This is a genomic window from Mesorhizobium sp. B2-4-12 (genome assembly GCF_006441575.1).
Taxonomy (GTDB): Bacteria; Pseudomonadota; Alphaproteobacteria; order Rhizobiales; family Rhizobiaceae; genus Mesorhizobium.
The window spans coordinates 1-14,796 of sequence record NZ_VFVC01000018.1 but is presented as its reverse complement, the minus strand read 5'-3'; the positions used below and the strand labels follow the sequence as shown (position 1 = coordinate 14,796).

Below are 14,796 nucleotides of genomic sequence, written 5' to 3'. Positions count from 1 at the left end.
ATGGGGATCGCTGAGATGGCCGCTCCTGAAACGATCCTCAGCGTCAAGGACCTGCGCGTCCGCTTTCGCACGCTGGATGGCGCCGTCGAGGCGGTGAAGGGCATCAACATTCATGTCAACGCGGGTGAGACCGTTGCCGTGGTCGGCGAATCCGGCTCCGGGAAAAGCCAGACCATGATGGCGGCGATGAGCTTGCTGGCCTCCAATGGCGAGGCGTCAGGCAGTGTCGACTATCGCGGACGCAACCTGCTGACACTGAGCAAATCCGAGCTGAACAAGGTCAGGGGCCGCAAGATCAGCATGATCTTCCAGGAGCCGATGACCTCGCTCGATCCGCTCTATTCGATCGGCAACCAGCTGATCGAGCCGATCCGGCGGCATCGGGGCCTGAATGCCGCGGAGGCGCATGAGGAGGCGCTGAAGCTGCTGCGGCTGGTGCATATTCCGGATCCCGAGCGGCGGATGAAATCCTATCCGCACGAAATGTCCGGTGGTCAGCGCCAGCGCGTGATGATCGCCATGGCGCTCGCCAACGACCCCGACATATTGATCGCCGACGAGCCGACGACGGCCCTCGACGTGACCATCCAGGCACAGATACTGATGCTTCTGGCCGAGTTGCAGCGCAAGCTTGGCATGGCGATCGTCTTCATCACCCATGACCTTGGCATCGTCCGGCGCTTCGCCGACCGGGTCTATGTCATGCGCCAGGGCGAGGTTGTCGAGGAAGGCGAGGCGGAGGCGATCTTCGTCAACCCGCAGCATGCCTATACCAAGATGCTGCTGGCGGCCGAACCGACAGGCACCAAGGCGCCTCCGCCCGCCAATGCGCCGGTGGTCCTTGAAGGCAGGAATGTCGAGGTCACATTCAAGATCGGCGGCGGGTTTCTGGCTGGTGAACCGCTGATGCTGCGTGCGGTCGACCACATTTCGATCCGGCTGCAACGCAACCAGACCATCGGCATCGTCGGTGAATCCGGCTCGGGCAAATCGACGCTCGGCCGCGCCTTGCTGCGGCTGCTGCCGAGCGATGGTTTGATCCGTTTTGGCGATCGCGACATTTCCACCGCCGACAGGCAGGCGATGCGGCCGCTGCGGCGTCAGATGCAACTCGTTTTCCAGGATCCATTCGGCTCGCTATCGCCGCGCATGACGGTCGGCCAGGTCATTACCGAAGGGCTGCTGGTGCATGAGCCGAACCTTTCGGGCAAACAGCGCGACCAGCGCGCGGTCGAGGCCTTGCGCGAGGTCGGCCTCGATCCGAACGCCCGCAACCGCTACCCGCATGAATTCTCTGGCGGGCAGCGGCAACGCATCGCCATTGCCCGCGCCATGATCCTGAAGCCCAAAATGGTCGTACTGGATGAACCGACCTCGGCGCTCGATCGCTCGGTGCAGAAACAGATCGTCGAACTATTGCGCAAGCTGCAGGCGGACCATGAACTGTCCTACCTGTTCATCAGCCACGATCTCGCCGTGGTGCGCGCCATGGCCGACTACATCATCGTCATGAAGCAAGGCAAGATCGTCGAAGAAGGGCCGACCGAGGCGATCTTCGGCAATCCGCAAGCGCCCTACACGCAGACGCTGATGAACGCCGCGATTGATGTCACACGGTTCCGGTTGAGTGCGTGAGACTTCGCGCCAGGTGAAGGCAATCATCACGGCTGTGCGCTCAGCCAGCTGACCTATGGCACCTGCGCGCCCGCGCAGCGACAATGGCATCATGTTGCTGCTTCAGCCGTTCGATCCTGGCCGTCTCGCGGTTGGCGATCGCCGTCTTCACGCGCGAGCCACCCAAAAGCCAGCGTGGGACACTGCTGTTGGCGACCTTGCCGCGCGTGATCGCGGTTTGCGAGATCGCGCTGGCGGTGCTTCCCAGCGCGCTGTTGAGTTCGGTGCAGCTCATGCTGTCGTATTTCGCTGGGTTGCCGGTCCCGCCGATCGACGAGCAGCCAGTAGCAAGAAGCACCGCAACCAAAACAGTCGGTGCCGATGCTGCCGTTGAAGCCAAGTTCATGTCCGCATCCGGCTCGCCGTCTTACCGGCCCCTCATATCCATCGAACTACCTAGGGCCGATGCCCATTTCGTCAAAGCTCTGCGCCCCGCCAGGCATGGTTGCCGTCCGCTCCGGCCGTGATATGTGAACCGTCGACCCACGGTGGCTACCGGGCCGATGCATCAATTTTTTTGGAGATTCTCATGCCGCCTCGGCGACGAAGCTGTCCAGGGGCGCGCAACCGCCGAGCACGGCCTGGGCGATGTCGGTCTCGGTTTCATCGACATGCGCCGTCACCAAAACAATCCCCTCGGCTGCGCTCCGATCATCCGGCCTTTTGGCAGTCGGGACGAATGCTCCAAGCAGCGCGCCAGCGCCACCGCCGCAGAGCGCGCCAATCATTGCAGTTGCAGATAATCCGGCCGGAAGCGAACTGACGCCGTAGACGGCGACAGCACTCAGGCAAGCCAGCACCCCGGCGACAGCGCCAAGGATGACGGCCGGCGTCCTTAGGATCCCGATCTCGTCGTGGTAGGGGCCGATAATGGCAATGCGTACGCAAGGAATGCCCGCCGCCACCAGATCGCCGGCGACCCGTGCCGCTTCGCCATGGGAATCAAAAAGCCTGCTGATTGTCTGCATGGTCTCAGGGCGTTCCCTTATCGGCCAGCGTGTCGGTAACGAAAGAAGCCGCAATCAGATCGTCGCCATCGATCCGGCCGTGGCCGTCCTCGATCACGGCTGCGACCTTCTGGAAGGTCCTCATTTCACCTTCGGTAATCCGGGCCTCCCGCATCCTGTTTCTGAGCCCGGCCACGCGCATTCCCAAGGTATGGGATCTCGCAGTCTCACGGTTCGACATGTTCATCCAATTCCGCTCTTCTGATCGTGTGATCGTGTCCGCGCCCACCAACGAACTGGGACGGAGTGCAAATGTTCCCGGGGCTGGGCTTCGGTCGGTTGGTAGCAGGACCTAAGTCTGACCGCAAAACCCTATGGCCCCGTCAGGCGCACCGCCCGGAACAGCCACCGGTTGCCCTCGTTGTCCGCTGCAGAATCGTCGGAGGAAGCTGATCAGAAAAGTGTTGGCGCGTTGTTGCTCGCACCGGTCTTCGCAATGGCCATCACCGCCATGGTGATTGGCATAGTCCTCGGCTGACCGTCCAGGCACAGCTCCGCACCCGAGGGCGACGAAAGCTGGCGAAATGCGACAGAAGTGCTGCCATTGCCGCTTGCAGGAATGAAGTGTGGCGGCTATAAGCCCGCGGTCTGGTCACGGAGTGTAGCGCAGTCTGGTAGCGCACCTCGTTCGGGACGAGGGGGTCGCAGGTTCAAATCCTGCCACTCCGACCAGAAAGAACAAGCACTTAGGCATCCCGAGACTGCCTACCCCACAGAAAAAACGGAAAGGCATCTAGGCCGCTTGATGCAGCCTGGCAAGCGCACAATTGTTGAAGTGGCTTGCTAGCCTATAGGTGGGCTTCTTCGGAACCTCCATTAAGCCACATCAACGGCAGACGGTGCCTGCTTCTTCAGCGCCGCTACGGCTGCGAGAACGTTTATTCCGATTTCGCTAAATGATGATGTATAGGGGCATGCCAACCATGACTATGAGGTGATCGTCCAAGAAATCCAATCCTGGCGAAGCGCTGAGTATCGGAGAAGCCTCAAAGGCAATTGGCACATACTTTAGTCGTCGACGGGCCCCGCGCCGCCCCATCGCTCCGCTTCCGCCCCGGGTGAAACTGTAGCCCGCCAATCCGCCTATGATGCGGTGGGCGGCTCTCCGCCCCTTGCCTATAGGCGCGGGGTAGAGCTGGAGCGGAGGTGCCGTGGGCGTTGCTACGACACATCATCGATCTCGATCGACTTAGAAAATCGTCTTCGATGGGAGCTACACCGGCAAGCTCGCTGATCTCAAACGTGCGGACGGCTCTCAGCATCACCGGCATAGGAGCCAAAATCTGACGGCCTCCTTCCGAGCTGCTCTCCTGCAACACTAAGGTATCGCCAACACCATCGTGCAATAGATTTGATGAAGCGACCGGCTGATGTTTGTGGCCAAGCATGTAGTGAACGCGGAAGGGTGTTCAGGTCAATCAAGGCCGGAAAGCCGCTCTCGACCTGAGCGACCGCCTCACTCCCGGAGCGCATCGCGGCTGGCCACAGCCCGACAGGATCAGGCTTTGCGGGGCAGTGGGCTAGCTATGAACTTCGATCGAACTATTGGCGAGATTGCGGAATCCAAATCAACTCAACCGATGCCGCAAGGGCGCCGGATAAGCCAATTCATCAGCAGAATGAACCAAACGCTAGGAGGATACTTATGAGCACGTCCGCAACACCGATGACTTCGTCCGCCAGCGTCTACGTTACCTCCGCGTTCTGGGAGCGCATGTGGCGCACGAGCGGCATTCAGTCCGTCGGCCTCTTCATCATCGCTTATGCGATCTATGGGCACCAGCCGCAGGTCGCCGCGTCGACCGATACACTCGTCTCATTCTACGATGGGGATCGCACATGGATCCTGATCGCTGCGATCTTCTCGGGCTTGGCCGTACTCAATCTTCTATGGTTCGCGGCAGCGTTGAGGAATACCTTGGCGGATGCGGGACAAGATGGCTGGGGCGCAGCAGCAACCGCCGCCAGCGCAACGCTCGGAGCACTGTTGCTGCTCCAGGTAACGGTGGGTGCATCACTCGCTTACTCGATCGCCGGTTCGCCAGATCGAGCACTCGTATCCGGACTGAACGGATTCTCTTGGGCTCTCGGCGTGCTGACTTCATTCCCACGTGCGATGTTGATCATGTCTGGTGCGTTCGGCCTTTGGCGGGCCAGGCTGATTTCCAATGCGCTCTTTGCAACCGGTGTAGCAGCTGTCGTGCTCGGGTTACTGGGCGGCACCACCTGGTTGAGCGACGGAATCTGGGCTCCCGACGGCGCATATTCGCGGTACGTTTCTCCCATCCTCCTTTTCGCATGGGTTCTTGTCGTGAGCCGGGTTCTCTTGAGCCGAGCACCCGCGACGCGTGTCGGGTGGTAATCAGGATTCAGCCACACTCGGGTATCAGTCAGCTCGGTGCAGTGGGATCGGGCGCTACGATCCCGAACATTTTCTTCGCCCCCTATTACCTGGACGACCGAAAGCGACGAATCTCAATCGCGCGTGTCGATGACCGCCTCTACGCGTTCGACGACCTTTGCACATGCGCCCACGAATGCATGCCCGCTCTCGGGTGGGTCACTTGGCCGGGGCTGGCGATCATGTGCCAGTGCCACGGGTCCCGGTTTGACATCACGACTGGAGCCGTCATCCACGGCCCGGCGACCAGGCCGCTAAATGTTTATGACGTGCGGGAAGTCGAAGGCGGCATTCAAATTCACCAGTCAATGAGGATCGTCGCCACAAGACCAGCACGACCGCTGTTGCGGTCGAACAATGAGCCGATTTTTCTTTGAACCTGAGGTAAGCCAGATGACGAAACATACACATGACACTCCGATCCTCGTGACCGGAGCAGCCGGCGCTGTTGGCGGCATCGGCCGCAACCTCACCGAACTCCTGCTCGCGAGAAGGCACAAGGTGCGCGCCTTGGTTCGGCGTGAGGACGAGCGCGCCGAAGCGCTTCGGCGGCTTGGCGCCGAGGTCGTACAAGGCGATCTGACGGACCTTGCCTCGATGCACCGCGCCATCGAAGGTTGCCAGCGCATCTATTTTGGAATGTCTACCTCGGCGGCCTACCTGGAAGCCACGGTCAACACCGCCGCAGTGGCGCGCCACCACGGCGTCGAGGCCTTTGTGAACATGTCACAAATGACGGTCTCGCAGATGGGCATCAACGAGACCACTGACAGCCCGCAGCACAAGCTGCACTGGCTGTCGGAGCAGGCCCTGTCCTGGTCTGGGCTGCCGGTCGTCACCGTACGGCCGACGGTCTTCCTCGAGGGCTTCTTTCTTCAACTCGTTGCCCCCGGCGTGAAAGCCTCCGACGCGTTGGCGCTGCCCCTGGGGAGCGGCAAGACCTCACCGATTTCAGCAGTCGACGTAGCGCGTGCGGTCGCGGCGATCCTCGACGAACCCGCACCGCATATCGGACAGATCTATGATCTGACAGGGTCGGAATCGGCCGATCTGGACCACTATGCGCGCGTGTTCTCCGAAGCGCTCGGCAGGCCGATCGCATATCGGGACGTCCCACTCCCGGCGTGGAGCGAGGGCCTTCGGCAGGCGAAGTATCCAGAGCACGTAGTCCGCCATCTCTCCGCCATGGCCGAGTTGACCAAGCAGGGGCGTTATGACCGCATGACGGACACTCTGCGCAAACTTACCGGCGAAGCACCGACGAATATGCGTGACTTCGTGACGCTCCACGCCCCTGAGTTCAAGCAGCGCGAACCGGAGCATTCGTAGGGGTTGGCTATCATTTCCCGGCGCAAGAATCGGCCGGACACGCAAATTACTCGCCTGAGCGACGTCAAACATGAAGACGAAACAGGATAACCCGATCCTCGTGAAATTCGTCCACACCGCCTGGACAAAGGAACATCATGGTTGAGCAGCGTGACATTAGATTTCCGGTAGAAGGCGGGGACTTCCTACGTGGCTGGCTCTTCTTGCCGCCAAAGGGAGCGGGGCCATTGCCCGCGATCTCCATGGCTCACGGCTATGCGGGGATCAAGGAGCATGGGCTTGCGCGGTTCGCCCAGGCCTTCGCAGAGGCAGGCTTCGTCGTACTTGTCCATGACCACCGTAATTTCGGGGCGAGCGATGGTGCCATTCGTCACGACATCGATCCCTGGCGCCAGATTGCCGACTGGCGGCGCGCGATCTCTTTTCTGGAATCGTTGCCGGAAATCGATGCGGCGAGGATCGGGATTTGGGGCACCAGCTACGCCGGTGGCCATGTGCTGGTGCTAGGAGCGACCGACCGGCGCGTTCGGGCTATTGTCTCCCAGGTGCCAACCATCAGCGGCTACGAACAAGGGCTGCGCCGTGTAGCGCCAGATATGGTTGCCGCGTTGGAGCGCCTGTTTGACGAAGACGAGCGTGCACAGCTTCGCGGCGAGCAGCCGCGGCGCCAGCAAGTGGTCAATGCAGACCCGTCGATTCCGGCATCCTATCGGGCCGGCGACGCGATCGCATTCTATCTCCAGCCGTTGCCGCCGGGCGCCTGGAAGAACGAGGTCACCGTCAGATCAGGCCGCCTCGCGAGAATGTACGAACCCGGGCATTGGATCGCCTGCGTCTCGCCGACACCATTACTGATGATAGTCGCTCTGGCTGACAACATTACCCTGACAGACATTCAGTTGCGTGCCTATGAGCAGGCGCTGGAGCCCAAGAAGCTCGTGACCGTTCAAGGTGGGCACTTTGATCCTTACCTGGAGCAGTTCCCAAATGCCTGCGCCGCCGCCCTAGCGTGGTTCAGTCAGCATCTGGCCCCTGCCAAATCATGAATAGTGCCGCCTCTAAACCGAAAGGGCAAACCGGTGTCGAAACCTCTCCAATGGAAGCTGTTCATTCAGAAGCGCGCGAGCGCAACCCAAGGTGTCCCGCCCGGCAAGGATAACCTCAAGTGGGTGGCTAATACGACCACGTTGATCTTTGGCGAGCGAGAGGCCTTGCTGGTCGATACGTTTCTGTCCGATGCCCAGACGGCTGAGTTGGCCGACTCGATCAACGCCACTGGCAGGCGCTTATCTGCCATTTACATCACTCATGCTCATCCAGATCATTTCTTCGGTCTGAAACTTCTACGCGATCGGTTTCCGGAGGCGCGGGCAATCGCGTTGCCGCAAGTGGTGGAAACTATGCACAAGACGCTCACAGCCGACTCAGTCGAAAACTGGCGGACCCGATTCCCGGGACAGGTCCCCGCCAGTCTTGTGGCCGCCGAGCCACTCGAAGGTGGCACTTTCACCCTCGAAGGGAACGAGATCATCGCGGTCGACATAGGGCACACGGATACTGATCACACGACTTGCCTTTATGTGCCATCGATCAGCCTTGTGGTCGCCGGTGACGCTATATACAACGAAACGCATCCCTATCTAGTCGAGTCCGACGGACAAGGCCTTGCTGATTGGCTCGCAGCCATCGACAAGGTCGAATCGCTGAATCCGCAGGCTGTCGTCGTCGGCCACGGTCCACTCGATCCAGATAACTCGCCGCGGCACATTCAACAAACGCGCCGCTATATCCAAGACTTCATTCGGCTTGACGACGAGACTGCAACGGCACGCGAACTCTACGACCGCATGCTTGCGCTGTACCCGGACCGCATCAATCCAGGATCACTTTGGGGGAGCGCCAACGCGGCCAAACCCCGGAGCAATTGAAGGGCAATGAAAAACCGTTGCTTGGTTTCGTTCTCAACACCATCGACAAACATGTCGAAGGGCTTTTGAAAACCCGGTCAGGGCCATTGAGGCTCGACACGGCTACGCATGCGGCGCGAACAACTCCGAGAGCCGGCCGCCGCACAGCATCAGCTCCGGCGACCGATTTTATCCCAGGAGGCGGCTATGAACTTTGAATTTGAGTTTACGCTCTCTGTCCCGCTTAACGCTCCGATAGACATTGGTCCTGGTCCGTTCGGAATGCGAAGATACTTCGAGATCAGTGACGGCACCATTGTGGGCAAGAAGCTAAATGGGAAGATTTTACCTGGCGGTGGAGATTGGGCTCTAATTGGCCCAGACGGGTTCTTCCGTCTCGACGTGCGCACTCAGTTGGTCACCAACGACGGCGCTTTCATCTATTTGTATTACCCCGGTTTGATCGAACTTAACGAGACGGTCACTCGGGCACTGGCGACAGGCGGCAGTACCGAATACGGCGACCATTATCTGCGAAGCACACCGCGATTTGAAACGGGCGATCCGCGATACGCGTGGCTCAATCAGAGCCTTTTCGTAGCAGAGGGGCGGTTGAGTGCTGGTGCCCTTGAGTACAAGATCTATCGCGTGGCCTAGTTTGTGGTGCATCTCGCCAATGTCTGCCGTGATCCCCCGGTCCGGGGCTGCTGTCGAATATGCCTTGTAGTAGCGCCGCTTTGAGTAAAAGCTTACGCTACGCCGATCGCACTCGCTGGCAACGTGAACTGAAAGATCACACCTTGGGGCTCTGCGGTAACTAGGCCGAACTGCAAGCCGCGATTCTTCGAGTGGGACCTCCAGCTTCGACCGCAAAGGTGGCGCCCACCTTATTTCCTTGGTGAAAACAAGGGCTAAGAGGTCTTGCTTCGCCGCTAACATCGGCTGGCCTGCTGTTCTTCATCACCTGCGCGGCATGCCACCCAAAGTCGCCTCGGCTTTTGCGAGAAGGACAAAGGCGGCGTAGCACCGCTCAATACGGGCTCGCCACATCTCCCATTTCGACATAGACAGCCTTCAGCTGCGAATAAAGCGCCAGTGCCGCCAGCGAGTTCTCGCGGCCGATGCCGGACTGCTTGAAGCCGCCGAAAGGAATTTCCACCGGCGTCAGATTGTAGGCATTGATCCAGCAGGTGCCGGCCTGAAGCTCGGCGATGACGCGATGGGCGCGCGGCAGGTCGCGCGTGAACACGCCCGCGGCGAGGCCGAATTCGGTGTCGTTGGCACGGTCGATCACCTCGTCCTCGCCATCGAATTTCAGCACGCTCATCACAGGCCCGAAGATTTCCTCGCGCGCGATGCGCATCGTGTCGGTGACACCCGTAAATACCGTCGGCTCGACAAAGAAGCCGCCCTGGAAGCCTTGCAAGGAAGGCACGTTGCCGCCGCAGGCGAGTGTTGCGCCGTCCTGCTTGCCGGCCTCGATATAGCCGACCACCTTCTCATGCTGCGCCCTGGATACCAGCGGACCCATCTGGGTCTCGGGGTCGAGCGGATCGCCGATACGAATCTTCTTCGTCCGCTCGACCAATCGTTCGACGAAGCGGTCATGAATGCCGCTTTGCACGAAGACTCGCGTGCCGTTGGAGCAGATCTGGCCGGTCGAATAGAAATTGCCGAGCATGGCGCCGCCGATGGCGTTCTCGATGTCGGCGTCGTCGAAGACGATCAGCGGCGACTTCCCCCCAAGCTCCATCGTCGCGTGCTTCATCTTCGAACCGGCTGATGACAACACCTTTCGGCCGGTCGGCACCGAGCCCGTCACCGAGACCTTGGCGACGATATCGTGGCCGACGAGCCCGGCGCCGACGTCGCCATAGCCCTGCACCACATTGAACAGCCCATCGGGCAGGCCGGCCTCGCTGTAGATCTCGGCCAGCGCCAACGCCGAAAGAGGGGTGTTCTCCGACGGCTTGAACACCATGGCGTTGCCCATGGCCAGCGCCGGCGCCGATTTCCAGCCGGCGATCTGGATCGGGTAGTTCCAGGCGCCGATGCCGACGCAGACGCCGAGCGCCTCGCGCCGCGTATAGGCAAAGGGACCGCCAAGATCGACGGCCTCACCATTATAGGCGGCGACCGCGCCGCCGAAATATTCAAGGCAGTCCGCCGCCGAAGGCGCGTCCGCCACAAGCGTCTCCTGGATCGCCTTCCCGGTGTCCAACGTTTCGATGCGGGCGAGATCTGCGTTGCGGGCGCGCAAAATGTCGGCGGCGCGGCGCAGGATGCGGCCGCGCTCGACCGGCTTCAGCCGCGCCCAGGCCGGCTGTGCGGCCCGTGCGGCCTCGATCGCAAGTTCCAGCACGTTCGGCGTCGCCGAACGCAGCATCGCGATGGTCTCGCCCGTTGCCGGATAGATGACCGGCAACGGCGCGCCCTGCTCGTCGTCGATATAGCGTCCGTTGACATAGTGCGATGCCGTGGGCTGGGCGCGCATGGGAGTCTCCACATTGTCTTCGCCGCAGCGCCGCGCGTCCTCCTGGACGCGCAAAGGACGCTGCAGCACCTTATTTCTGCGCATGAACTTTCCAGAAATCGAATCCGATTTCGGGATCATGCGCCGGAGGAATGTCCCGGGATCATGCTCTATCTGTCCGACACCTGCCAGCGCGGATTGATCCATGGCTCCTGGTTGGAGGGCGCCAGCGGCGTGCGGCCGAGAATGTGGTCGGAGGCCTTCTCGCCGGTCATGATCGACGGCGCGTTGAGGTTGCCGTTGGTGACACGCGGGAAGATCGAGGAATCGGCGACGCGCAAGCCCTCGACACCGATGACCCGGCATTCCGGATCGACGACACTCATTGCGTCGTCGGCTCGCCCCATCTTGCAGGTGCCGCACGGGTGATAGGCGCTCTCGGCATGGTCGCGGATGAAGACATCGAGTTCGTCGTCCGACTGCACATGGCTGCCCGGCGAGATTTCCTCACCGCGATAGGCGTCGAACGCCGACTGGCCGAAGATCTGTCGCGTCAGCCGGATGCAGTGACGGAACTCCGCCCAGTCGTCCGGGTGCGACATGTAGTTGAAGTGGATCACCGGCTTCGATTTTGGATCCGGCGAGCGCAGCGTCACCGAGCCGCGTGATTTCGACCGCATTGGTCCGACATGGGCCTGGAAGCCATGCGACTTCGCCGCCGCCTTGCCGTCGTAACGAACCGCCGCCGGGATGAAGTGGTACTGGATATCGGGGTAGTCGACGCCGGCGCGCGAGCGCACGAATGCCGCCGCCTCGAAATGGTTGGTGGCGCCGAGGCCTGATTTGAAGAACAGCCACTGCGCCCCGATCATCGCCTTGGAGAACGGGTTGAGCACCGAATTCAGCGTGATCGGCTTGGTCGATTCCTGCTGGATGTAGAGCTCCAGATGATCCTGCAGGTTGCGGCCGACGCCGGGCCGGTCGGCCACGACGGCAATGCCGTTTTCGCGTAGATGCTCGGCCGGGCCGATGCCGGACAGCATCAGGATCTTGGGCGAGTTGATCGACGAGGCGGCGACGATCACCTCACGTCGCGCCTTAACGACCTGAATCTGCTTGTGAGCCTCGATCTCGACGCCGATGGCGCGTTGATTCTCGATGATCACCCGCCGGGCAAAACCTTTGACCAGACTCACGTTTTTACGCCTGAGCGCCGGCTTCAGATAGGCTGATGCCGCCGACCAGCGCCGACCGCCCAGAATGGTCTGCTCCATCGCGCCGAAGCCTTCCTGCTTGGCACCATTATAGTCGTCGGTCAGTTCGAACCCGGCCTGACGGCCCGCCTCGACGAAGGCACCATAGAGCGGATTGCGCCGCGAGCCGCGCTGCACATGCAGCGGCCCACCATGTCCGCGCCAGCCGTCCTCGCCTCCGTCGGAATCTTCCATGCGCTTGAAATAGGGAAGCACGTCGGCAAAGCCCCAGCCGGCCGCCCCCTGTTCGGCCCAATGATCGAAGTCGCGGGCATGGCCGCGCACATAGACCATTCCGTTGATAGAGGACGAACCGCCGATCACCTTGCCGCGCGGCGTCGCCAGCACACGGCCGCCGAGATGGGATTCAGGTTCGCTGGCGAAGCCCCAGTCATAGAGGCTCATGTTGAGCGGGATCGACAGCGCCGACGGCATCTGGATCAGCGGCCCGATATCGCTGCCGCCGAATTCGATGACGATGACCGAATGCTTGCCGTCTTCCGACAGGCGATAGGCCATGGCCGAGCCGGCGGAGCCGGAGCCGATGATGACGAAATCCGCTTCAAGCATGGTTCATGTCAGCCCATTATTCATATGCGTGATGAAATCGGCGAGCGAGACGTTGCCGCCGGTTGCGACCACAAGAACGGTCTTGCCCTTCACATCCACCTTGCCGCCGAGCAGTGCGGCCAGCGATGCCGCGCCTGACGGCTCCAGCACCAGCTTCATCCGCTCGAAGGCGATCCGCATTGCCTGCCGCACCGATTGATCGTCCACCGTGATGCCCCGCACGCCCGCGGTCTTGACCGCCGCGAAGGGCGCATCGCCTGGGCGTCGCGACATAAGCCCGTCGCAGATCGATTTCGGCCCGATCGGCATCGTCTCGATGCTGCCATGCGCCAGGGAGGCACCCATGCCGTTGAATCCTTCCGGCTCGACGCCGATGATCTCGGTAGCCGGCGACAAATAGTGGAAGGCAAGCGAAACGCCGCCGATCAGCCCGCCACCGCCGACCGAGCAGAACAACAGATCGGCGCTGGCATCCTTGGCGGCAAGCTGGTCGAGCGCCTCGAGGCCAGCGCCCGCCTGGCCGGCGACGATCTCGGGATCGTCGAACGGATGCAGGAGAGCCACGCCTTCGGTCTCGGCGATTTCGCGCGCCTTGGCGGCGGCGACCTCCTCACGGGCGCGCTCGCCATGGTCGGTGAGCACGACTCGCGCGCCGTAACCCGCCGTGGCGTCACGCTTGGCGGCCGGCGCGTCGATCGGCATGACGATGGTGACGGGAATGCCGAGCGCCTGGCCAGCGGCGGCCAGCCCCTGCGCGAAATTGCCGGAAGAATAGGCGACGACGCCCCTCTTCGCCTCGTCGGCCGAAAGCCGCTTCAGCCGCCAATAGGCGCCGCGTATCTTGAAGGATCCGGCCCATTGCAGCGATTCCGGTTTAACGAAGACACGGGCCGCACCTGTCTCGCGCGCCAGTGCCACCGATTCCATCAGCGGCGTGATCTGCGTCGCCCGGGAGGTGACGGCATAGGCCTGCTTGAGATGGTCGAGGGTAGGAACGAGAAGGTCTGCCATCATTCGCCTCGCGGAAACCGTTTCTGCTCTTCGAGCACGTTGAGATCCATGTGGTTGCGCATGTAACGTTCCGACGCCTTTTGCAGCGGCTGGAATTCCCAGGGGTAGTGCGTGCCATTGCGCAGCGCCGGATAGACCACCCAGCGCCGCGCCTGGCTGGCGCGCACGGCGGCATCGAAAGCCACCATGTCCCAGCGCGCGCGGACTTTTTCCATGAACGCCGCCGCCAGATCGGCATGCGCCGGATCGGCGGCGAGATTGGTCAATTCATGTGGATCGGATTCGATATCATAGAGTTGGGGCGGATCGATCTCGCAATGGACGAACTTGTAACGGCCATCGCGGATCGCCACCAACGGCGCGTTGGAGCCTTCGGCGGCGTATTCCATCAGCACTGGTGCGGTGCGCTGCTTGCCATCCAGCAGCGGCAGCAGCGACTGGCCATCGGTCCATGGCGCGATCGCGCTCATGTCGATGCCGGCGAGGTCGCAGAGCGTCGGCGTCACATCGAGATTGGAGACCGGCGTGTCGATCCGGCCGGCCGGCACGCCCTTGCCCGCGATCATCAGCGGCACCCGCGCCGAGCCCTCGAAGAAGCACATCTTGAACCACAGCCCGCGCTCGCCGAGCATATCGCCGTGGTCCGAGCAGAACAGGATGATTGTGTCGTCGAGCATGCGCGTACGCTCGAGCACCGACAGCAGCTCGCCGACCTTGTCGTCGAGATAGGAGATGTTGGCGAAGTAGCCGCGACGGGAGCGGCGGATCTGCTCGGCAGTGATGTCGAAACTGTCGTAGTCGCAGGCTTTATACAGCCGCTTCGAATGCGGATCCTGGCTGTCATAGGGAATGAAGCCCACTTCGGGCTCGAGCGCCGGGCAATCTTCGTAGAGATCCCAATATTGCCGCCGTGCCACATAGGGATCGTGCGGATGGGTGAAGGAAACCGTCAGGCACCAGGGCCGGTGCGCGGCGCCGTCGGAGACGCGCGCGAAATCATAGAGCTTCTGCACCGCATGGAAGGCGACCTCGTCGTCATACTCCATCTGGTTCGAGATCTCGGCGACGCCGGCACCGGTCACCGAGCCCAGATTGTGGTACCACCAGTCGATCCGCTCGCCGGGCTTGCGATAGTCCGGCGTCCAGCCGAAATCAGCCGGGTAGATATCGG

13 protein-coding genes and 1 tRNA gene are annotated in these 14,796 nt (G+C 61.6%); 7 read left to right on the top strand and 7 right to left on the bottom strand.

Translation table 11 applies throughout. From position 1 onward, the window contains the following. The first annotated feature begins 15 nt into the window (after positions 1-15). Complete coding sequence (locus FJ934_RS12990; protein WP_140610017.1) at positions 16-1,635, top strand: ABC transporter ATP-binding protein; 1,620 nt, start codon at positions 16-18, stop codon at positions 1,633-1,635. Between the two features lie 40 nt (positions 1,636-1,675). On the opposite strand, the gene FJ934_RS12985 is transcribed toward FJ934_RS12990, so the two are convergent. From FJ934_RS12985 to FJ934_RS12975, 3 genes are all read right to left on the bottom strand, one after another. Beyond that, entirely contained in the window at positions 1,676-2,020 is a 345-nt protein-coding gene (locus tag FJ934_RS12985) for a hypothetical protein (RefSeq protein ID WP_140610016.1), read from the bottom strand. Between the two features lie 181 nt (positions 2,021-2,201). Further along, positions 2,202-2,642, bottom strand: a complete 441-nt coding sequence (locus FJ934_RS12980) for a hypothetical protein (protein WP_140610015.1) — start codon at positions 2,640-2,642, stop codon at positions 2,202-2,204. A gap of 4 nt (positions 2,643-2,646) precedes the next feature. Beyond that, complete coding sequence (locus tag FJ934_RS12975) at positions 2,647-2,862, bottom strand: hypothetical protein (protein ID WP_140610087.1); 216 nt, start codon at positions 2,860-2,862, stop codon at positions 2,647-2,649. 414 nt (positions 2,863-3,276) lie between these two features. On the opposite strand from FJ934_RS12975, the gene FJ934_RS12970 reads away from it, so the two are divergent. The 6 genes from FJ934_RS12970 to FJ934_RS12945 all read left to right on the top strand — a co-directional run bounded on the left by FJ934_RS12970 (position 3,277) and on the right by FJ934_RS12945 (position 8,975). After that, positions 3,277-3,353: transfer RNA gene (locus tag FJ934_RS12970), tRNA-Pro, on the top strand. Between the two features lie 973 nt (positions 3,354-4,326). Then, positions 4,327-5,043, top strand: coding sequence for a hypothetical protein (locus FJ934_RS27985; protein ID WP_181165600.1), 717 nt, complete (start codon positions 4,327-4,329; stop codon positions 5,041-5,043). 396 nt (positions 5,044-5,439) lie between these two features. Continuing rightward, complete coding sequence (locus FJ934_RS12960) at positions 5,440-6,411, top strand: NAD(P)H-binding protein (protein WP_246671503.1); 972 nt, start codon at positions 5,440-5,442, stop codon at positions 6,409-6,411. Between the two features lie 137 nt (positions 6,412-6,548). Beyond that, the gene (locus FJ934_RS12955) at positions 6,549-7,457 is read left to right on the top strand and encodes an alpha/beta fold hydrolase (RefSeq protein ID WP_140610013.1); all 909 of its coding nucleotides are present in this window, start codon (positions 6,549-6,551) and stop codon (positions 7,455-7,457) included. Between the two features lie 33 nt (positions 7,458-7,490). Then, on the top strand, positions 7,491-8,339 hold the full coding sequence (locus FJ934_RS12950) for an MBL fold metallo-hydrolase (protein ID WP_140610012.1): 849 nt from the start codon (positions 7,491-7,493) through the stop codon (positions 8,337-8,339). Positions 8,340-8,525: 186 nt separating this feature from the next. Then, on the top strand, positions 8,526-8,975 hold the full coding sequence (locus FJ934_RS12945) for a DUF3237 domain-containing protein (protein WP_140610011.1): 450 nt from the start codon (positions 8,526-8,528) through the stop codon (positions 8,973-8,975). 373 nt (positions 8,976-9,348) lie between these two features. On the opposite strand, the gene betB is transcribed toward FJ934_RS12945, so the two are convergent. The 4 genes from betB to betC form a co-directional block, all read right to left on the bottom strand. Continuing rightward, on the bottom strand, positions 9,349-10,812 hold the full coding sequence (betB, locus tag FJ934_RS12940; RefSeq protein WP_140610085.1) for a betaine-aldehyde dehydrogenase: 1,464 nt from the start codon (positions 10,810-10,812) through the stop codon (positions 9,349-9,351). A 149-nt stretch (positions 10,813-10,961) separates the two neighbouring features. Then, entirely contained in the window at positions 10,962-12,614 is a 1,653-nt protein-coding gene (betA, locus tag FJ934_RS12935) for a choline dehydrogenase (protein WP_140610010.1), read from the bottom strand. A gap of 3 nt (positions 12,615-12,617) precedes the next feature. Then, positions 12,618-13,628: a threonine/serine dehydratase gene (locus tag FJ934_RS12930; RefSeq protein WP_181165598.1), complete on the bottom strand. Its 1,011-nt coding sequence runs from the start codon at positions 13,626-13,628 to the stop codon at positions 12,618-12,620. Further along, on the bottom strand, positions 13,625-14,796 hold a 1,172-nt coding region (betC, locus tag FJ934_RS12925; protein ID WP_140610008.1), incomplete at its 5' end, for a choline-sulfatase. The genes FJ934_RS12930 and betC, both read right to left, overlap by 4 nt.